The sequence below is a fragment of the Dyella sp. Tek66A03 genome, assembly GCF_052567735.1.
This window is the reverse complement of record NZ_CP199584.1, coordinates 1,548,458-1,568,662: the sequence shown is the minus strand read 5'-3', so window position 1 is coordinate 1,568,662 and position 20,205 is coordinate 1,548,458. Positions and strand designations below refer to the sequence as shown.

Sequence of the window (20,205 nt, the reverse complement as noted above, 5' to 3'; positions counted from 1 at the left end):
CCCTTCATGGAGCGGAATTGAAGCCCACTCGCCCGCTGATTGCAAGAGATTTTCCTTTGAATATCCATAACCTGCAGGTGTTTTGTCAGATCGCCTCAAGCTATCGGCCGCAAGCCACGCAAACTGAAGGCTTCGTTGCCAACCCAAGCCCAGGAAAAAATCTCAAGGAGTACCGATACTTAGCTAAAACGGACGGTGAGAAACCGCTTGCAGGCGGCGCTCAGGACAGCCGGGACACGATCCGCAAGCCTCGCTCCGTGCGCGCCTCCATGGCAGCTGCCCGACCGGTGCCGGCGTAGCTGAGATGCAGAATCAGATCGGGTGTCGGTAGCGCGCCAGCACCCCGTTCAGGCCATTCCACCAGCACCAGCGCCGCGGGATCGGACAGCTCATCCAGGGCCAGCCATTCGAGCTCGCCCGGATCGGCGATGCGGTAGAGATCCAGATGCCACGCCGCCCGACCCTGCGCGCGATAGGACTCGACCAGGCTATAGGTGGGACTTTTGATCCGCTCGCCGACGCCCAATGCCCCGAGCAAGGCTCGCGCGAAGCTGGTCTTGCCGGCCCCCAGATCACCGTGGAGATAAACCACCAGCCCTTCATCGAGCGCGCCGGCCAACTGCTGGGCCAGCGCAACGGTAGCCGCTTCGTCGGCAAGCTCCCAATGCGGATCCATCATGCGTCTTTTCCATTCAGCAGGAGTCGCAGAGGCTCCAGCAGATCGCTGGCGAGCAAGCCGCGTTCGCCGCCCTCGCGGGCCGCAAGGTCACCCGCGCGCGCATGCAGGCCTACGCCCAGGCAGGCCGCGCGCCACGCCTCGCAACCCTGGGCAAGCAAGGCCGCGATGATCCCCGTCAAGAGGTCGCCCATACCGCCGGAAGCCATGCCGGGATTCCCCCAGGGGCATACCGCCACCCGGCCCTCGGGATCGGCCACGAGGCTGCCAGCGCCTTTCAGGACGACGATCGCGCCGTAACGGCGTGCCAATGCGCGCGCGGCTGCGAAACGATCGGCTCCGATGGCGGCGGTATCGCAATCGAGCAAGCGCGCCGCCTCTCCCGGGTGCGGCGTAAGCACCGCGCGTCCGGCCAGCTGCCGTGGCTCGCGCGCCAGCAGGTTCAGGCCGTCGGCATCGAGCACCAGGGGCAGTGCGGATTCCAGCGCGGTCAGCCAGAGTGCGTGCCCCCAGGCGCCCTGTCCCAGGCCGGGCCCTATCGCCAGCACGGTGGCACGCTCCAGCAACGGCGCCAACGCTTGCGGCCCATGTACCTCGTGCGCCATCAATTCAGGCCGCGCCGCATTGAGCGCCACCAGATGCTCGCCCCGGGTCGCCACGCTGACCAGGCCCGCACCACCGCGCAGGGCTGCCTCGCCACAGAGGCGAATCGCCCCCGCCGTACCGTGCTCGCCACCAATAGCCAGCACATGGCCGTTGTTGCCCTTGTGCGCCTGACGAGGACGCGGTGGCAAGGTCTGCACCTGCAACAGTTCGGCATCCGCGTGGAATCCCTCCCACAACGCCTCGGGCAGGCCCAAGGGCTCTAGCTGCACGCGCCCCACAAAACCTGGCGCCTGTCCCGTATAGAGGCCGCGCTTGGCGGCGATGAAGGTGACCGTGACGTCGGCTCGAATGGACTCACCCGGCACCTCACCCGTGTCGGCATTGAGGCCCGAAGGCACATCAAGCGCCAGGATGGGCGCGCCGCTGGCCTGGATCTGACGCACCAGCTGTGCGACGTCGGGCGCCAACGCACGCCGCAGTCCCGTGCCGAACAAGGCGTCGACCTGCACATCCGCCAAGGGCAGCTCGCCGCTGCCCTGCCACGGATGCACCGTGCCACCGCCCTGTTCGCATTCGCGGAGAGCACGCTGGGCGTCGTCGCCCTGACTCTCGCCCAGCGCGATCACGTCAGCGTGCAAGCCAGCCTCGCGCGCCAGCGCAGCCACTAGAAAACCATCCCCACCGTTATTGCCGGGGCCGCAATACACCGCGATGCGCCGCGCATGCGGCCACTGCTGCCGCAGACAGACCAGCGCAGCCGCCGCGGCGCGTTGCATGAGCTCATAACCTGGGATACCCAGTGAATCGATGGCGCGGCGATCGAGCGCCCGCACCTGGTCGACGGTATAAAGCTCGTGGCGATGGGCACTGGCGGTCATACGTGAATTATAGGCATGCCCGCCACAGGACCTAGCCCCCCGCAGCACCTACAATAAGCGCATGTCCGCCACATCCCCGCACGCACCCGACTACGCTGCGCTTGCCCGAGATATCAAGCGCTGGGCGCGTGAGCTGGGCTTTGCCGATGCCGGCATCGCCGGGACGGACCTGGGCGAAGACGAGTTGCACCTCAAACGTTGGCTGGATGCCGGTCACCACGGCGCCATGGATTACATGGCCCGTCACGGCGACAAGCGCAGTCGCCCGCACGAACTGGAGCCAGGCACGGTTCGCGTGGTCTCGGTGCGCATGGATTACATACCGCCAGGGACACGCAACGCGTGGAACGTGCTGGACGAACCCGAGGCCGGTTACGTGGCCCGCTACGCGCTAGGACGCGACTACCACAAGCTGATGCGCAACCGGCTGCAGAAACTGGCCGAACGCATGCATGCAGCGATCGGCGATTTCGGTTACCGCGCCTTCGTCGACTCCGCTCCGGTGCTGGAAAAAGCCCTCGCGCGCAATGCCGGACTCGGCTGGATCGGCAAGCACACGGTCTTGATCAATCGCCAGGCGGGCTCGTATTTCTTCCTGGGCGAGCTGTATACCAACCTGCCCCTGCCCATCGACGAACCGGCCAGCGCCCACTGCGGCAGCTGTCGTCGCTGCATCGACATCTGTCCCACCCAGGCCATCGTCGGGCCGTACAAGCTCGATGCGCGCCGCTGCATTTCGTATCTCACCATCGAGCTGCGCGGCAGCATCCCCGAGGAACTGCGAGCGCCCATGGGCAACCGCATCTTCGGCTGCGACGACTGTCAGCTGATCTGCCCGTGGAACAAGTTTGCGCAGGACGCTACCGAACCCGACTTCGCGCCACGCCACCAACTCGATGGCGCCAAACTCGTCGAGCTGTTCGGCTGGAGCGAACAGGAATTTCTGCAACGTACGGAGGGTATGGCGATACGCCGTACCGGCTATGAGGGCTGGCTGCGCAATATCGCCGTTGCGCTGGGCAACGCGCCCGACTCCGGAGCCGTGCGGCAGGCGCTGTTGGCACGCGCCGAACACCCGTCGCCGATCGTGCGCGAACACGTCGCCTGGGCGCTCTCACGACATCCCGATCCGCTGTCGTAGGACCGCACCCTGGGCGCGATCACGGCGTCATCGCTACGTAGGTTTTCACTCGGACCATCCCTGGCCCTCGCCCTCCGGGCAGCTTGCGCTGTGCAAACCGGCAGTCCTGCCGGTTTGTCGCGCACAGCGTGCGCTCCTACAACTATGCGGTGCGGCGCGCGTGGATCGCCTCGAGCAACGCGCGCGTCGCCGAGTCGAATGCGCTTGTGTCCTCCAGGCCGCCATCCAATGCCGGCAAGATCTGCCGCGCAATCGACTTGCCCAACTCGACGCCCCACTGGTCAAAGGCATTGATGCCCCACAGGTGACCGAGCATGAACACCTTGTGTTCGTACAGCGCGATCAGGGCACCCAGGCTCTCCGGCGTCAGCGCATCGAGCATGATCACCGTACTGGGACGATCGCCAGGGAAGGTTCGTTGTGCCGCAAGCGCGCGGCGCGCCGACTCGTCACCGTCCCTGGCTTCAGCCAACGCTTCGTCAAAGGTCTTGCCCAGCGCCAAGGCCGCCGCCTGCGCCAACAAGTTCGAAAGCAAGGCATCGTGATTGCCGCGCAAGTCGTGCGCCGGCTTCACCACGCCGATGAATTCCAGCGGCACCACATCGGTACCCTGATGCAGCGCCTGGAAATAGGCGTGCTGCGCGTTGGTGCCGACGCTGCCCCACACCACCGCCGAGGTCGCTTGGGTGACCGGCTGACCCTGCGGCGAGACCTGCTTGCCCAGGCTCTCCATCTCCAGCTGTTGCAGGTAGGAGGTGAGATCGGTCAGCAGATCCGCGTAAGGCACCACGGCACGACTGCCGCGGCCCTGGGCATTGCGATTCCATAGCTCCACCAGGCTCAACAGCACCGGCAGGTTTTCGTGCCAGGGCGCGCTGCGGAAGTGGTCATCGATGTGCGCCGCGCCGGCCAGCAAGGCACGGAAGTTGTACATGCCGATGGCCAAGGCCAAGGACAGGCCGACGGCCGACCACAGTGAGAAACGCCCGCCGACGAAATCCCACATCGGATACACCTGCGCCGCCGGTACGCCCCAGCTTTCCGCGGCGGCAACGTTGGCACTCACGGCAAGGAAATGGCGCGAGACGGCCTTGGCGTCGCCCTCATACGCGCGGCTGATCCAATCGCGCAGTACGCCGCCGTTGAGCAGGGTCTCCTGCGTCGTGAAGGTCTTGGAGACGATGATGACCAGGGTGCGCTTGGGATCGAGCGCATGCATCAGTTCATACGCCGACTGGCCATCGACATTGGTAAGGAAGTGACTGCGCAGGCCCGGCACGTGGAACGGCGCCAGCGCACGCACGGCCAGGCGCGGCCCCAGGTCGGAGCCGCCTATGCCGATATTGACGATATCGGTGATGCCGGGCGCGATGCCGAAATCGGAAGCATCGCCTTGCCCGACGGCTTGCACCAGGGCGCCAATCCGCTGCAGGGCCTGTTCGATGACATCCAGCGCTTCACGCGGCGCCGGCGAAGCGAGCTGCGAGCCACTGGCGCGCAACGCCGTATGCAGCACCGCACGTTGTTCGGACGTGTTGATCACTTCGCCCGCGAACATGGCGTCGCGGGCGGCCTGCCAAGCACTGGCCTCGACATGCGCGCCCAGCGCTTCCAGGGCCGCCTCATCCAGCTTCTGGCGACTCAGATCCAGCAGGATCGGCCCGGCCCGCTGGCGCAGGCGTTTGCCGCGCGCGGTGTCCTTCAGCAATTCACGCAGATGAGTGCGTGCAAGACGGTCAACGTGCTCTGCCAGAAAGGACGAACGGCGCTCGGGCGACATGGGCTCTCATGCGTGGAGGGAGGGAACGCCGATCTTACGCAGCTCCCAGCCCCCGATGCCAGCACCAATGTTGCACTGCGGTCAGCCCGCCCATCAGCGGGGCGCAGCCCTTCAGGCCACGGCCATCTGCTTCGGAATCGAGCGATTGGTGTGCGAGATGCGGTTGTCGGCGTCCACGTAGACCAGGGTCGGCTGGAACTGCTCGACTTCGGCCTCGGACAGCTGGGCGAAGGCGGCAATGATGACCAGGTCGCCGGGCTGGGCGCGGTGGGCCGCACTGCCGTTGACCGAAATGATGCCGGAACCCTCTTCGGCACGCAGCGCATAAGTGACGAAGCGCTTGCCGTTGTTGATATTCCACGCATGGATCTGCTCGTACTCGCGGATGCCGGAGGCATCGAGCAGCAGGCCGTCGATAGCGATGGAGCCTTCGTAATGGAGCTCGGCGTGGGTCACCGTCGCACGGTGGATCTTGGCCTTGAGCATGTTCAGATTCATGACTTCGTTTCCGGCAGGTACAGCCCGCGTAGCTCGATATTATCCAGCGGGGGAACGCCGCATCGCAACATTACCCTGCCTGACGATCGCAATATGGGGACGCTCAGTCGAACGGCAAGTTGTCGATCAGGCGGGTCTGGCCCAGGCGCGCGGCGATCAGGGCGACCAGGCCCTCACGCTCGCCATCGGCCGGCTCGGCGAGGTCCTCGATGCGGCGGATCGCCGCATAGTCCGGATCGAAGCCGGCCCGCGCCAGCTTGGACGCCGCCGCCTGCTCGACCACCGTACGGGCGTGCCCCTTGGCGATCAGCTCGCGCATCTGCTGCAAGGTCACATAGACCTGCGGCGCCAGCGCGCGGTCCGCGGTCGACAGGTACTGGTTGCGGGAGCTGAGCGCCAACCCGTCGTCGGCACGCAGGGTCGGTGCCGCCATTATCTTCACCGGCAGCGACATGTCGCGCACCATCCGCTCGATCACCTTGAGCTGCTGAAAGTCTTTCTGGCCGAACACGGCCAGATCCGGCTGCACCAGGTTGAACAGCTTGCAGACCACCGTAGCCACGCCATCGAAATGCCCGGGGCGATGGGCGCCCTCCAGCGTCTCGGTGAGCTGGGGCACGTGGATACTCACGCTGTTCTGCGCACCGAATGGGTACATGGTGGCCACTTCCGGCGCAAACAGCAGATCGCACTCATGCTCGGCCAGTCCACCCTGGTCCTGCACGAGGCTGCGCGGATAGCGCTCGAAGTCCTCATTCGGGCCGAACTGGGTGGGGTTCACGAACACGCTGGCGACCACACGGTCGGCACGGGCGCGGGCCAGCTTGATCAGGGAATGGTGGCCGGCGTGCAGGTTACCCATGGTGGGCACGAAACCCACCGTCAGGCCCTGGCCGCGCCAACCGCGGATCATGGCGCGCAGCGCCGCGGCGTCTTGCACAGTCTGCATGTTTGCTCTGCTCTATCGCTTCATTCGAAGCAGTGTTCAGGAGCCGGGAAAGCGCCGCTGCGCACATCCTCGGCGTAGGCCGCAATGGCCGCAGCCACCGAATCGCGTCCTGCGAGGAAGTCCTTGCTGAACTTCGGGCGCTTGCCCGGCGTGATACCCAGCATGTCCTGAAGCACCAGGACCTGACCGTCGCAATGCGGGCCGGCGCCGATGCCGATGGTCGGGATGGAAACGGCTCGCGTGATGCGCTCACCCAAGCCCGTCGGGATACCTTCGAGCACCAGCAAGGCAGCACCTGCGGCCTCTACCGCTTGCGCCTGCGCCACCATGTGGTCGGCCGCGTCCTGCTCACGCCCCTGGATGCGGAAGCCGCCAAACTTATGCACGGATTGCGGTGTCAGGCCCAGATGGGCGCACACCGGGATGGCGCGTTCCACCAGGGCCGAAATGGCCTCGAGGATATGCGGGGACGCGCCCTCGATCTTGACCATCGCCGCACCACCCTCGCCCACCAGCTGGGCGGCGGCCTCAAGTGCATGCGCGACGTCGCGATCGGCCATGAACGGCATATCGGCCACCAGCAAGGTCGAGGAAACGCCGCGCGCCACGATGCTGGTGTGATAGACCATGTGATCGAGCGTCACCGGCAAGGTGCTCGAATGCCCCTGGATCACCATGCCCAGCGAATCGCCGACCAGAGCGATATCGATACCCGCCAGCTCCAGCTGCGCCGCAAACGTCGCGTCATAAGCGGTAAGCATGACGATGCGACGACCTTCCGCTTTCATCGCACGCAACGACGGTACGGTAACCGGCTTGCGCGTGGGGGCATTCGCTTTTTGCGCGTACACAACAATTCCTCAGAGCGGACATGGACGCCGATTATCCCGCGCTCGACGTGAAGGCCTCAAGGCAGGCGCTGGCATCCGGCGACATCCAGCGCGGCGAGCAGATCCATCACCCGCCCTTGCCCAGGCAAGTCAAGATCTGGCGCAAGGTCGTGCAACGGCAACAGGACAAAAGCACGCTCGTGGATGCGCGGGTGCGGCAGGCTCAAGCGCTCGTCCGACAAGACCATGGCGCCCATATGCAACACATCCAGATCGAGCGTACGTGGACCCCAACGCTCACCGTCGCGCACACGCCCGGCGGCTCGCTCAATGCCCAGCAATGCATCCAGCAACGCGTGCGGCGTCAGCGTCGTGTCGACACGTGCCACGGCATTGACGAACGGCGGTTGATCCAGCACGCCCCACGGAGGGGTGAGATAGAGCGGCGAGCGCGAGAGCAGTTGGGTGCCAGGCAATCCCGCCAGCGCGTCAAAGGCATGCAGCACCTGCGCACGCGCGTCACCCAGATTGCTGCCTAGTGCAATAAAAGCCTCGGTCACACGGAATCCGTTTTGTGACCCGATTTACCCGCAGGCTTGCGGCGGCGGCGCTTGCGCGGCTTTACAGCTGGTGCCGCGGATTCACTCGCCGCGCCCTGCGGCACGCCCGCCAGCGCCGCGGCAAGCGTCTCATGGGGCAATTGCTGCGCATGCGCCCACCACTGCCCCAGCTCGTTGATCGCTGGCGACTCCGCCGCACGCAACAACAGGAAATCGAACGCTGCACGGAAGCGCGGGTGCGTCATCAGCCGGAAGACGCGCTTGCGCTGCACCTGTTCGAAACGCGGCTGCAACGCCCAGATTTCTTCCATGGTCAGGGTGAAACGACGAGGGATCGCTACCCGCTGGCACTGCTCGGCGACGACATGTGCCGCCGCCCGGTCCCACGCTGCCGTGCTTTCCATGCCCTTAGTGATCCAGGTGTGCGCCAGATCGCGCACTTCTCCCCACAACAGCACGGCGAACAGGAAGGCCGGGGTGACCGATTTGCCTTCGGCGAGGCGCGCGTCGGTATTGGCGAGTCCCTCCTCGATCAAGGCGCGCAGCGCCTTGTCACCCCGCTCGAGCGCTCGCGCCGTGGCCGGAAACATGAACTTCAGCAGCCCGGTCTGCTCCAGCATATGGAAGCTCTTGAGCCCATGACCGGCCAGGAACAGCTTGAGCGATTCGTCGAACAGGCGTGCCGGCGCGGCGTCGGCCAAGAGCGGGCCCAGTTCGGCGAACGGTGCCGATGCGGCGGCGTCAATGCGGAAATTGAGCTTGGCGGCAAGGCGCACCGCTCGCAGCATGCGCACCGGGTCTTCGCGGTAGCGGGTGTCCGGGTCACCGATCAGATGCAGTACGCGATCCTCGACATCCTGCATGCCGCCGACATAATCACGCACGGAGAAATCACTGATGTCGTAATAGAGCGCATTGACGCGGAAGTCGCGGCGTATGGCATCTTCCTCGACGCTGCCCCAGACGTTGTCGCGCACGATGCGGCCATCGACGATATGCCGATCGCCTACGCTGGCGTCTTCTTCGCCGGTGCCGCGGAACGTAGCCACCTCGATAATCTCGGGCCCATACACCACATGGGCGAGGCGGAAGCGACGCCCTATAAGGCGCGAGTTCCGGAACAGCCTCTTCACCTCTTCCGGCGTGGCACTGGTGGCCACGTCGAAATCCTTGGGGTGCCCGCCAAGCAGGAGATCGCGCACGGCACCGCCGACCAGATAGGCCTGATAGCCGGCTTCATTGAGGCGATACAGCACGCGCAACGCTGCCTTGCTGATGTTCTTGCGCGAAATCACGTGTTGCTCGCGCGGAATGATGCGCAATGCAGCCGTGGTGTTGGTCCTTGCGTCGTGATTCAAGCGGTGTGGATCCTTGCGGCGCGTGGCGCCATTCAAAGCGATCAATCGCGGCGCCAGGCGCCGCCTCCATGGCCGCCATAGCTTCACGGACTAGGCGGAACTGTTCCATACGGCGGGACAAAAAACGTCCTAGGGCATTGCCGGGCGAAACAATTCCGATATACTAGCGCGCTCCGGTGCATTTCGCTCCCTTCGTCTAGTGGCCTAGGACACTGCCCTCTCAAGGCGGGAACACGAGTTCGAACCTCGTAGGGAGCACCACTTCCGGCCTGGCACGGGCCCGGTTTCCAGCATAGGCGCGCGACAGCATGACTTTTGTCGTCACCGATAACTGCATCAAGTGCAAGTACACCGACTGCGTCGAGGTCTGCCCTGTCGACGCTTTCCATGAGGGTCCCAACTTCCTCGTGATCAATCCGGACGAGTGCATCGATTGCACCCTGTGCGAGCCGGAATGCCCCATCAACGCCATTTATCCCGAGGACGACGTGCCTGCCGGGCAGGAATCCTTCGTGGCGCTGAATGCGGATCTGGCCAAGAGCTGGCCGGTGATCACCGTGCGCAAGGATGGCCTGGCGGACGCCAAGGAATGGGAAAACAAGCCCGACAAGCTCGACCTGCTCGAACGCTGAACGCATACACCCCCGCTCCGGGGCGCGCTCGCAACACCGGATAGCCAGATAGAAAAACGCCGCCCGAGGGCGGCGTTTTAGTATCTACGCGGGCGCTACTCAGCTGCCGCCAAGGCGCGACTTGAGCGTATCGATCACCTTGGCCACCGCTGCGGCGTCGCCCTGGGCGCGAACCTCGCTAGCCTTTTCGCCACTGCCACCGATGGTCAGCTGCACCTGGTGCGGGGCGGCGCCCGGCGCATCAGCCGTCTGCTTCGACTTGCCGTTGAACATGCTGCTGAAGAAGCCCTTCTTGGCAGTCGGCTCGTCCGAGGCGACCACGTTCAAGGTGAAGGTACGCGACGCGTCGTCATGCGCAACCACCTCGCCAATATCGCCCTTTTCCAGCGCCTGACCCACGCGGCGATAGGTGCTGTCGATATTGTCGTTCAGCACGAAGCCGTCGGCGATGGTGCCGCCGCTCTTGCCAAGACGGGCGGTCGCGCCGTTCGCGGTCGGGTTGTTGGCACCCGGCTCAGGAATCACCAAGGCAGCGCTTGTGGACGGCGTGTCCAGGCCCGGCGGAATTTCCAGCGGCGCCTCCTGCTTGGCCGCTTCCCAGGCCTTGTGCGAACGGAACATGCCACAGCCGGAGAGCAGCAAGGCGGAAAGGGCCAAAACCGGCAAGGCCACGACAAGCGGGGTTTTCTTCATGTAAGCAAATTCCGTAGGAGTATCAGTTGGCCAAAACGTCAGGCCGCATTCGCCAAGGATGCCAGACCCGCCAGCGCTTCGCGTAGTCGCGCGCGGTCAGGACCGTCTTCCAGTTCAACCAAGGGCAGACGTGGCGACGCCATACCCAGCCCCAACGACGGCAAGCCGGCCTTCACCGCCACCGGGTTCGGCGCGCAATTGAGCGCCTCAACCAGCGGTGCCAGCACGGCATCACAGCGCTGGGCCTCAAGTCGGTCACCCGCCGTGGCCGCGTCGCACAACATCCGAAACGCACGAGGCACCAGATTGGCTACCACCGAGATAGTACCAGCCGCCCCGGCCAACATGGCCTTGGCGGCCGTGCCGTCGTCACCGGACAGATAGACGAAATCCGGCCGCGCAAGTTCCGCACAGGCACGAATGCGCTCGTCGGTACTGACGGCCTCCTTGATCCCGACGATCGACGGATGCTCGCGCAAGACCGCCACCGTTTCCGGCAACAAGTCGCACGCGGTGCGGCTGGGCACGTTGTACAGCAGCACCGGAAGGCCGCCCTGCTCCGCCACTTCCAGATAGTGCCGGCGCAGGCCTTCCTGGGTCGGGCGCACGTAATAAGGTGCCACCACGAGTGCTGCCTGGGCACCCAAGGCCTTCGCACGGCGGGTCAGCGCCACGGTCTTGGCGGTGCCGGCTTCCCCGGTACCCGCGATGACCGTCATGCGGCCAGCGACGCGATCGACAGCAAAGGCGAGCAGACGATCGTATTCGTCATGCTCGAGCATGTGCGCCTCGCCGGTAGAACCGGCCACGACCACGCCTTCCGTGCCGCCCTCGAGCTGGTAATCGAGCAACCGCCCGAATGCCGCCAGATCGAGTGCCCCGTCCGCCGCAAACGGCGTGACCAGTGCACAGATGCTCCCGCGAATGTTCAAGACCCGCTCCGGCTGAAAACCAAGCCCCACATGTTACCGGAAATCCTTCTTCCGCCAATACAGGGCCTTAGCGCCCAAGGGCCGCCCCGGCGCCGGCCAGGCCATGGTCAGGGCGCGCGGCGTCCCGTGAGGACCGGAGACCGGCCCAGCGCAGCTCGCATGGCCCACCGGCATACGACCTTGCGGAATCATGGCGTGCAGTATGTCGCCCCCTTATTTTCAGGGAATCTCGCCTCGCGTGCATGCCAATACCGGCTCGCAGAGGCTCGTCCAAGGCACGCCGCCGGGACTTACTTGCGGCGCTCCGGTGGCGGCCAGTAAGCTCGGACGGTCAACCGCCACCCCGCGGCGTTTCGGGGGTTGCCACAGGTGGATTTCCTTGAATCGTTCCTCCGCGCGAACCGGCAGCGACAATCAGCTGCTGATCCAGACGCTGACCCCAGCTCCACGCACCCCTTTGCTAGCGCTGGCCAAGCGTATCGCCGAGGCGGGCTGCAACCTGGCCGACGCACGGGTTTCCACCCTTGGCGCGGATACCTCGTTGACCCTGCTGGCTACGGGTGCCTGGGACGCCGTAGCCAAACTGGAGTCGGCGCTGACCAAGCTGGCGCGCGAAGAGGACCTGCGCATGGTCCATTACCGCACCGGGCCACGGGAACATCATTCGCATCTGCTGCCTTATCTGATCGAGGTGATCTCGGCTGACCGGCCGGGCATCCTGGTCAAGATCATCGATTTTTTCGATCGCCGCGACATCGTCATCGAGCAACTCAGCTCGCTGCGTTACCAGGCCATGCAGACCGGCGCGGAAATGTTCCAGGCTCAGATCACCATCGGCATTCCGGCACAGACCCATATTGCGGCGCTGCGCGATGATTTCCTGGAATTCTGTGATGGGCTGAATCTGGACGCCATCATGGACCCGGTCAAGTTCTAAGAGTCGCTGGATGCCTGACACGGCGCAATTTTTGAAGTCGCCGTCGGATCCTTGAGAATGCCGCCGGAGACAGCCGCTTGCAAGAGCTGTTATCCGTCGCCGCAAGCGCTAGTCTTTGTCCCCAGGATGCACTGGAGCACACGCATGCAGCAGGCGGGTCGAGCAGCACCGATCGTTAGGCGCACAGCCCCCGCCCGCGCGTCAGCCTCCACCGCCCTGCCTTTCCCTATCGCCAACGACCAGTCGAGGCCCTCCACGGCCTTGCCGGAGAACCCATGCCCGAAGTCGGCAAAAAAGTCCCCAAGCTCAAAGGCCTCACCGGTGACGGCGGCGAGCTGAAACTCGACAGCCTCAAAGGCCAGTGGGTGGTGGTGTACTTCTATCCGAAGGACAGCACACCCGGATGTACCAATGAAGCGAAGGACTTCCGCGATCTCTATCCGGCATTCCAGAAGCGTCACGCCCAGATCATCGGCGTCTCGCGCGACTCAGTGAAGTCTCACGCCAACTTCGCCACCAAGCAGGAACTGCCGTTCCCGCTCGTTTCCGACCCGGACGAGACCTGGTGCCAGGCCTTCGACGTGATCCACGAGAAGGTGCTGTACGGAAAACGTCACATGGGTGTCGTACGAAGTAGCTTCCTGATCGATCCCGAGGGCAAGCTGGTGCAGGAATGGCGCAACCTGAAAGTTCCAGGGCACGCCCAAGCCGTACTCGACGCCATCCCCGCCAAGTGACCTCCTTCCGCCTTTCCCGCCACGCGACCCAATGTCCACCCGGACAGCCCGGTAGCGTGGTTCACGGCACCCCGGCCTCCCAGGCCGGCTCCCCACGGCATGCCGCATGCCGCGGTTCATTCACCTCGCACTCTGAAGAGGTTCCTTCCGTATGACCGGAAGCAAGCGCATCTACGCTCTCGACACCAATGTGTTGCTGCACGATCCGACCTCGCTGTTCCGCTTCGAAGAGCACGACGTCTTCATCCCCATGACGGTGCTGGAGGAACTGGACGAAAAGAAAAAAGGCGCCTCGGAAGTTTCCCGCAATGGTCGCCAGGTCAGTCGCTTTCTCAACGAACTGATCGAACGCGGCAATGGCCATGGCATCAGCAATGGACTGGAGCTGACCAATCCGCAGGGCATCAATCTCAAGCGCGGCACCGCGGTAGGCCGGCTTTATTTTCAGCAGCGCACCACCAACGGCCACGGCAAGGCAGACAACCAGATTCTGTCGGCGGTGATTGAACTGCGCGACCAGAACCCCGACCGCGCGGTGGTGCTGGTTACCAAGGACATCAATCTGCGCATCAAGGCCAAGATCTACGGCATTCATGCGGAGGACTACGAAAACGATCGCGCGCTGGACGATTTTGCGCTGCTGTTTACCGGCTCGACCGAACTCACCGAGGATTTCTGGGAGCGTCACCCGGAGGTGCAGTCGTGGAACGAGCGCGGGCGCACCTATTACAAAGTGGATCGGCGCAAGGAAGAGGAGTGGTATCCAAACCAGTGCCTGTTTCTGCCCGGCGAAAACAGTGTTGAAATGCGCGTTCTGCACGTGGACGATGCCAAGGCCACCCTGGTATTGCTCGATGACCATAGCCATGCCAATCACAGCGTATGGGGCATTGCCGCGCGTAATCGCGAACAGAACTTCGCACTCAATGTGCTGATGGATCCGGACGTGGATTTCGTCACCTTGCTCGGCACGGCCGGCACCGGCAAAACACTGCTGGCGCTCGCTGCAGGCCTGGCCCAAGTGATGGACCAGCAGCGCTACCGCGAGATCATCATGACCCGCGCCACGGTATCGGTAGGCGAGGACATCGGCTTCCTGCCCGGCACCGAGGAAGAAAAGATGACGCCGTGGATGGGCGCACTCACCGACAACCTCGAAGTGCTCACCAACCCACAGGAAGGTGGCAGCTGGGGACGTCAGGCCACCAACGACCTGCTTGCCTCGCGCATCAAGATTCGCTCGATGAATTTCATGCGCGGGCGCACCTTTTTGAGTCGCTATCTGATTATCGACGAGGCGCAAAACCTCACGCCCAAGCAGATGAAAACGCTGATTACGCGCGCCGGCCCCGGCACCAAGATCATCTGCCTGGGCAACGTGGAGCAGATCGACACGCCCTACCTCACCGAAACCACGTCCGGCCTCACCTACGCGGTGGACCGCTTCAAGCACTGGGATCACTCGGCGCACATCACCCTGCGCCGCGGCGAGCGCTCACGCCTGGCGGACTTCGCGTCGGAGGCGCTGTAGTCTCTGCCCCATGCCTGTCCCAAGAGTCGACGGTTAGTCCATGTCACCCCAAGCACCACCTATCGCCCTCACCATCGCCGGATCGGACTCCGGCGGTGGTGCGGGTATTCAGGCCGATTTGAAGACCTTTCACGCCCGCGGCGTGCATGGCTTGTCGGTGATTGCCGCGATTACCTCGCAGAACACCCGCGGCGTGACCGCGGTGCACTCCGTGCCGCTCAAACACATCCACAGCCAGATCGCGGCCGTGTTCGATGATTTCCCCATCGCCGCCGTGAAGACCGGCATGCTCGGCAGCGCAGCGATCACCCGCCTGGTGGCGAAGGAGATGCGCGCACGCAAGCCTGCATGGCTGGTGGTCGACCCGGTGATGATCGCCACCAGCGGCGCACGCCTGCTGGATACGGACGCGGTGCAAGCGATGGTCGACGAACTCATTCCGCTTGCCGACGTGCTCACGCCCAACCTGCCCGAAGCCGAGGCCTTGCTGGGCCGCAAGCTGCGTACCGCCCAGGATTACGACCAGGCCGGCGAGGCGCTACTGGCACTGGGTGCACGCAGTGTCCTGCTCAAGGGTGGCCATGCCGACGGGCATGAGGTCGTGGACCGCTACTACGACGACCGTGGCGTGATGGAACTACGCCATCCGCGCATGCCTATTGAAGGCCATGGCACCGGCTGTACGCTGGCCTCCGCCGTGACCGCGGAACTGGCCAAGGGGCATGCGCCACGCTCCGCCGTCCGCCGCGCCGTGGCTTATGTGCATCGCGCGTTGTCACGCAGCTACCGGCCTGGTGGCGGCGCCGCTCACGTTCTGAAACACTGACGAACGGCGCACTCCGCAGCGCCATTCGAGGAAGTATCTCAGCGTGACACTCCGGGCCTTCATCTATCGCCACCGCATCATCGGCAAGCGCGTCATCGCATGGGCATCGCAGACACTCCCTGCGCCCGCCGCACGCCGCCTCAAGGCACTCGCCGAACGGGTTGCCTTCACCCTGACCCCGCAGTATCAGGGTGACACGCTACCGGCCATTTTCCACTACTGGTCTGGGCGATACCTCAGCCCCGAGGCTGCTCGGCATGGCATTCATTCGCCCGAGGCCTTCTATTTTGAGCACGTGCAGAAGGCGGCGCGCTCCGCTGCACATCCGGTGCGCGTGCTGAGCCTTGGCACGGGAGCCGCAAGCATGGAGATCACGCTCGCCGAGCAATTGCGCGACGCCTCCGTGCCATTCCAGATGACCTGCGTGGATTTCAACGCGGCGCTGATGCGCAGCGCCGACGAATCGGCCCGCGCACGCGGCCTTGGCCCATCGATCCGCTTCGAGACGCTCGACTGCAACCGCCCTTTTGAGCACCCCTCGCAAGACATCATCATCGTCAACCAGTTCTTTCACCACGTGACCGAATTGGAGACCTTCTGCCGATCACTACGCGCCTCGCTTGCCGCCGATGGCGTCTTGCTCAGCTCCGACATCATTGGTCGCAATGGTCACCAGTTGTGGCCGGACGTCGAAGTTGAAATACAGGAAGTCTGGACCGCCTTGACTCCCGAACAACAGTTCGACCGTCATTTCGGCGAGCGCCTGCCCCGCTATCGGCCGATCGACCACGCCGCCTATTCGAATGAAGGTGTACGGGCCCAGGACATCGTGTCCTGCCTGCTGGCCGAGTTCGACTTCGAACTATTCTTCACGTTTGGCGGCGCCATCATGCCGTTCATCGAGCGCCGTATCGGCTTCAATTTCTCGCCCGATGTCGAACGGGATCGTGCCGTGATCGACCGGGTACAGGCCATCGACGCCGACGCCATCGAGGCAGGCCGCTATCCCACGGCGAATATGATCGCGGCCTTGCGACACAAGGGCCGAGCCCAACAGCCGAGTTATTCGCCGCTCAGCCCCCAACAGCATGTCGAGCTGACCCGGCAACAACAGGCCAAGCTTCCCTCATGATGGGCAGGCCCACCCCGGCGTAGAATGGCCGGGCTTCCTCTTCGATGGCCCGACATGATTCTTGCCCCGCGCCTACTACTGCTGCTCCTGTTGTCGCTGTTCGTCTTGTGTGTGCTGCTGGTGCACCTGCGCGGACGCGCCCGGCTGCGCTTCGATCGCCAGCTGGTGGATCACTCGGCCGTGTTCGCGCCGTACAACCTGCTCATGTACGCGTTTTCCGCCGTACCTGCGCGCCCGATCCTCGATCGCCGCGGCTTTCCCCAGCTCGATCTGCTGCAGGCCAACTGGCAGGCGATACGCGAAGAGGCTATGCACCTGTTCGATGAGGGCTATATCCGCGCCGCCGAAAAGAACAACGACGCCAGCTTCAACAGCTTCTTCAAGCAGGGCTGGAAGCGCTTCTATCTCAAGTGGTACGGCGAACCGCTGGCCTCCGCCGAAACCTTGTGCCCAAGGACGGTCGCCCTGCTCAACGCGATTCCGAGCGTGAAGGCCGCGATGTTTGCCCTGCTTCCGCCGGGCAGCAAGCTCAATCCGCATCGCGATCCCTTTGCCGGCTCACTGCGCTATCACCTGGGCCTAATCACGCCCAATTCCGAGGATTGCCGCATCTTCGTCGACGGCGAAGTGCACAGCTGGGGTGACGGCAAGGACGTGGTGTTTGACGAGACTTACGTACATTGGGCCGAAAATCGCACCGATCAGACGCGGGTGATTTTGTTCGCCGACGTCGAGCGCCCGCTGCGCACGCGCTGGATGAATGCGATCAATCACCGGGTGGGTGCCTTCATGGGCAAGATTACCGCCTCGCCCAATACCGAATCGCCCGAAGAAAAAACCGGCTTCGTCAACCGGGTGTTCGCGCTCAACCAGCGCGGCCGCGACCGCAATCGCGTGTTCAAGAGGAAGCACCCCAAGTTGTTTCGCACTGCCAAATACCTTGGCATGTTGGTGTTGATCTGGCTGATCTTCCTGGCGCCGTGGCCGTTCTTTCGCTGAACAATCACATCGACTGACACTCGCGGGTTCCCGCGGCCACTTCCTCAACATAGGGGGAGGGTCTACGGCTGGCGGCGCCCACCGGCTGATGACGAAGCTCCATCTCGTGGAGGCCGATGTGCCGCGTGGAAACGGGGCGGTAGTTCTCGCCAAACGCCACATCGCCCGGTATCCAACCAGCGCGGCAGGTGATGGCGCCGCAGAACCGACGCAGCGAAGTCAGCTGTTGGCCAGCGATACCACGCCCATTGTCCGCGTCCACCATCGGATCGCATACACCCGTCGGTCGCGGCTCCTCGCCATAGAGCGCCGTGCCGAACAGGATGTCCCATAGCGGAAATACGAATGCGTAGTTGCATGCGTGCAGCGTGGGGCGTTCGGGGTCTACCCGCATGTGGTGCAGGCGGTGATAACGCGGATCGACGAGCACTTTGCCCAACACCGGTCCGAAGTGCAGGCGGATATTGCTATGCCCAAGGTTCTGTAACAACTCGCCCAGCAACACCAACAGGGCATATTCGGCCGGCGAGACGCCGATGAGCGCAGCCACGGCAGCGACGATCAAGGCCTCCAGCACGTCGTCCAGATAATTGTCGCGATCGTTCGACCAGCAGCTGAGTTGGCGCTGGCTGTGATGCAGACTGTGCAGCGCCCACCACCAGGGAATCGCGTGCTGCAGCCGATGCATCAGGTAATAGACGAGGTCGTAGATCGCGTAGTACACGACGAACAGCACGACCGGATGATCGGCGAGCCAAGGCACGCCCGCCTGAAGACTGACCAGACCCGCACCGTCGCCATGGCTGTCACCCCCCAGCCACTGGTTCAGGGGAAACAGCACCAGATACGTGAACAGCGGCAGCACCAGGAACAGCTTCAGCAAGGTATATCGGAAATCGATGAACGTGCTGGTGCGCCGCTCCCAGCGCTCCACCGGCCATAGATTCTCCACTGGTCGCAACACGCAAATCATCACCGCCAGCTGGACGACCGTCAGCAGAAAGTAGGCGGCTATATCCGGTGCCTGGCCCCGCAGCCAGGAGAGATGCAAGGCCAAAAGTGCGGGATGAACGGCATGCAGGGTCGTCCAGTTCAATGCTGTCGTATACAGATTTGAAAAGGCTTGCATCACACGCGCGGTAGCGAAAACCCAGGACTCGATTTTACGAGCGTCGCTGCGTAATGAGCTGCGGTAAAAACACCCGAAAACCGTGCAAAAGTGTGATTTTTTACGATGACGTTGCTGCAAAGTCGCAAAAAAAAGCCCCTCGCGAAGAGGGGCTCCATGGCGCGAGTAACGAAGCCTCAGGCAGCGCGCACGCGCTTGACGATGGCATCGCCAAAGCTGGAAGTGCTGCCCTTGCCGCCGAGATCCGGCGTCACGCTGTCGCGATCATGCGTCATGGTGTCGCGAATCGCATTGCGCATCGTGTTGCCCTTGTCCACCATGCCCAGGTGATCGAGCATGTCGGCCGCCGCCAGCAATAGCGCGCACGGATTGGCAATGCCCTTGCCTGCGATGTCCGGAGCCGAACCGTGCACAGCTTCGAAAATGGCAGCCTCGGCGCCGATGTTGTCGCCCGGGGCAAGCCCGAGGCCACCGACCAGACCGGCACACAGGTCCGACAGGATGTCGCCGAACAGGTTGGTGGTCACGATGACGTCGAACTGCTCCGGCTTCATCACCAGCTGCATGCAGGCGTTGTCCACGATCATCTCGTTGAACTCGATCTGCGGGTATTCCTTGGCGATCTCGCGAGCGACGTTGAGGAACAGACCCGAGGCGGTCTTGATGATGTTGGCCTTGTGCACCGCCGTCACCTTCTTGCGACCCTTCTTCACGGCCAGTTCGAACGCGTAGCGCACGATGCGGCTGCTGCCCTTGCGGGTGTTGCGAATCATCGAGATCGCCGTCTCGCCATCCTCGGACAGCGTCTGGCCTTCGGACAGATAGGCGCCCTCGGTGTTTTCGCGCACCGTGATGATGTCGACGTTCTCGAAGCGCGCCTTGGTACCCGGGAAACTGATCGCCGGACGCACATTGGCATACAGGTCGAAATGACGACGCAGGGTGACGTTGATGGATGTGAAACCACCACCGACCGGCGTGGTCAACGGGCCTTTCAGCGCCACCTTGTGCGTGGCGATGGAGTCCAGCGTCGACTGCGGCAGGAGGTCACCGTGCTTCTCCAGCGCGACCATGCCGGCCTCGACGAACTCGTAGGACAGACCGCAGTCCAGTGCGTCGAGCACGCGCAGCGTAGCGTTCATGATTTCGGGGCCGATGCCGTCGCCCGGAATCACGGCAATGGTCTTGCTCATGGGGACACTCCTTGAAAAAAGAATCGAGCCACCCTGCAGCGGGGGCTTACAGGATGATAAATCCTGTCAATTATCGCCCATGGCATGCATCGCGGCCAGTGCAAAACAGCTCGCCGCCGTTGCAAATCCTCGCATGCTGCATTGCATAAACTCGTACGCGTCAAGGTGGCGACAAGGAGTAGTCGCCA

20 protein-coding genes and 1 tRNA gene are annotated in these 20,205 nt (G+C 63.7%); 9 read left to right on the top strand and 12 right to left on the bottom strand.

The features are described from left to right. Window positions 1–220 precede the first annotated feature (220 nt). Window positions 221–679, bottom strand: coding sequence for a tRNA (adenosine(37)-N6)-threonylcarbamoyltransferase complex ATPase subunit type 1 TsaE (gene tsaE, locus ACT01B_RS07130; protein WP_445146675.1), 459 nt, complete (start codon window positions 677–679; stop codon window positions 221–223). Beyond that, window positions 676–2,160 (bottom strand): NAD(P)H-hydrate dehydratase, encoded by a 1,485-nt coding sequence (locus tag ACT01B_RS07125; protein WP_445146674.1) that lies wholly within the window; start codon window positions 2,158–2,160, stop codon window positions 676–678. The genes tsaE and ACT01B_RS07125 overlap by 4 nt, the downstream gene beginning before the upstream one ends. Before the next feature lie 61 nt (window positions 2,161–2,221). Here ACT01B_RS07125 and queG point away from each other — a divergent pair, with 61 nt between their 5' ends. Next, window positions 2,222–3,301: a tRNA epoxyqueuosine(34) reductase QueG gene (gene queG / locus ACT01B_RS07120; RefSeq protein WP_445146673.1), complete on the top strand. Its 1,080-nt coding sequence runs from the start codon at window positions 2,222–2,224 to the stop codon at window positions 3,299–3,301. A 142-nt stretch (window positions 3,302–3,443) separates the two neighbouring features. Here queG and pgi read toward each other — a convergent pair whose 3' ends face one another. The 6 genes from pgi to pcnB form a co-directional block, all read right to left on the bottom strand. Further along, window positions 3,444–5,081: a glucose-6-phosphate isomerase gene (gene pgi, locus ACT01B_RS07115; protein ID WP_445146672.1), complete on the bottom strand. Its 1,638-nt coding sequence runs from the start codon at window positions 5,079–5,081 to the stop codon at window positions 3,444–3,446. Between the two features lie 111 nt (window positions 5,082–5,192). Next, window positions 5,193–5,579, bottom strand: coding sequence for an aspartate 1-decarboxylase (panD, locus tag ACT01B_RS07110; protein WP_445146671.1), 387 nt, complete (start codon window positions 5,577–5,579; stop codon window positions 5,193–5,195). Window positions 5,580–5,682: 103 nt separating this feature from the next. Continuing rightward, the gene (gene panC / locus ACT01B_RS07105) at window positions 5,683–6,528 is read right to left on the bottom strand and encodes a pantoate--beta-alanine ligase (protein WP_445146670.1); all 846 of its coding nucleotides are present in this window, start codon (window positions 6,526–6,528) and stop codon (window positions 5,683–5,685) included. Between the two features lie 20 nt (window positions 6,529–6,548). After that, window positions 6,549–7,379: a 3-methyl-2-oxobutanoate hydroxymethyltransferase gene (panB, locus tag ACT01B_RS07100; protein WP_445146669.1), complete on the bottom strand. Its 831-nt coding sequence runs from the start codon at window positions 7,377–7,379 to the stop codon at window positions 6,549–6,551. A 56-nt stretch (window positions 7,380–7,435) separates the two neighbouring features. Then, on the bottom strand, window positions 7,436–7,918 hold the full coding sequence (gene folK / locus ACT01B_RS07095; protein WP_445146668.1) for a 2-amino-4-hydroxy-6-hydroxymethyldihydropteridine diphosphokinase: 483 nt from the start codon (window positions 7,916–7,918) through the stop codon (window positions 7,436–7,438). Then, window positions 7,915–9,276 (bottom strand): polynucleotide adenylyltransferase PcnB, encoded by a 1,362-nt coding sequence (pcnB, locus tag ACT01B_RS07090; protein ID WP_445146667.1) that lies wholly within the window; start codon window positions 9,274–9,276, stop codon window positions 7,915–7,917. Before pcnB ends, folK begins: the two co-directional genes overlap by 4 nt. Window positions 9,277–9,461: 185 nt before the next feature. On the opposite strand from pcnB, the gene ACT01B_RS07085 reads away from it, so the two are divergent. After that, window positions 9,462–9,537 (top strand) — tRNA-Glu (locus tag ACT01B_RS07085). 47 nt (window positions 9,538–9,584) lie between these two features. Further along, complete coding sequence (gene fdxA / locus ACT01B_RS07080) at window positions 9,585–9,908, top strand: ferredoxin FdxA (protein WP_445146666.1); 324 nt, start codon at window positions 9,585–9,587, stop codon at window positions 9,906–9,908. 99 nt (window positions 9,909–10,007) lie between these two features. On the opposite strand, the gene ACT01B_RS07075 is transcribed toward fdxA, so the two are convergent. Further along, on the bottom strand, window positions 10,008–10,601 hold the full coding sequence (locus ACT01B_RS07075) for a hypothetical protein (RefSeq protein ID WP_445146665.1): 594 nt from the start codon (window positions 10,599–10,601) through the stop codon (window positions 10,008–10,010). 38 nt (window positions 10,602–10,639) lie between these two features. Further along, a complete protein-coding gene (gene dapA, locus ACT01B_RS07070; RefSeq protein ID WP_445146664.1) occupies window positions 10,640–11,533 on the bottom strand; it encodes a 4-hydroxy-tetrahydrodipicolinate synthase in 894 nt (297 codons plus the stop codon). Window positions 11,534–11,906: 373 nt separating this feature from the next. Here dapA and ACT01B_RS07065 point away from each other — a divergent pair, with 373 nt between their 5' ends. The 6 genes from ACT01B_RS07065 (at window position 11,907) to ACT01B_RS07040 (ending at window position 17,695) form a co-directional block, all read left to right on the top strand. Next, a complete protein-coding gene (locus ACT01B_RS07065; protein ID WP_445147443.1) occupies window positions 11,907–12,470 on the top strand; it encodes a glycine cleavage system protein R in 564 nt (187 codons plus the stop codon). 275 nt (window positions 12,471–12,745) lie between these two features. After that, window positions 12,746–13,207 (top strand): peroxiredoxin, encoded by a 462-nt coding sequence (locus ACT01B_RS07060; RefSeq protein ID WP_445146663.1) that lies wholly within the window; start codon window positions 12,746–12,748, stop codon window positions 13,205–13,207. A gap of 151 nt (window positions 13,208–13,358) precedes the next feature. Then, a complete protein-coding gene (locus tag ACT01B_RS07055; protein ID WP_445146662.1) occupies window positions 13,359–14,738 on the top strand; it encodes a PhoH family protein in 1,380 nt (459 codons plus the stop codon). A 40-nt stretch (window positions 14,739–14,778) separates the two neighbouring features. After that, window positions 14,779–15,564, top strand: coding sequence for a bifunctional hydroxymethylpyrimidine kinase/phosphomethylpyrimidine kinase (gene thiD, locus ACT01B_RS07050; protein ID WP_445146661.1), 786 nt, complete (start codon window positions 14,779–14,781; stop codon window positions 15,562–15,564). Window positions 15,565–15,607: 43 nt separating this feature from the next. Continuing rightward, window positions 15,608–16,696 (top strand): class I SAM-dependent methyltransferase, encoded by a 1,089-nt coding sequence (locus ACT01B_RS07045; protein ID WP_445146660.1) that lies wholly within the window; start codon window positions 15,608–15,610, stop codon window positions 16,694–16,696. A 54-nt stretch (window positions 16,697–16,750) separates the two neighbouring features. Further along, a complete protein-coding gene (locus ACT01B_RS07040) occupies window positions 16,751–17,695 on the top strand; it encodes an aspartyl/asparaginyl beta-hydroxylase domain-containing protein (RefSeq protein WP_445146659.1) in 945 nt (314 codons plus the stop codon). Between the two features lie 4 nt (window positions 17,696–17,699). Here ACT01B_RS07040 and ACT01B_RS07035 read toward each other — a convergent pair whose 3' ends face one another. Together ACT01B_RS07035 and ACT01B_RS07030 are read right to left on the bottom strand one after the other, a co-directional pair. After that, on the bottom strand, window positions 17,700–18,824 hold the full coding sequence (locus tag ACT01B_RS07035) for a sterol desaturase family protein (RefSeq protein WP_445146658.1): 1,125 nt from the start codon (window positions 18,822–18,824) through the stop codon (window positions 17,700–17,702). Window positions 18,825–19,000: 176 nt separating this feature from the next. After that, entirely contained in the window at window positions 19,001–20,017 is a 1,017-nt protein-coding gene (locus ACT01B_RS07030; RefSeq protein ID WP_445146657.1) for an isocitrate dehydrogenase, read from the bottom strand. Window positions 20,018–20,205: the final 188 nt, after the last annotated feature.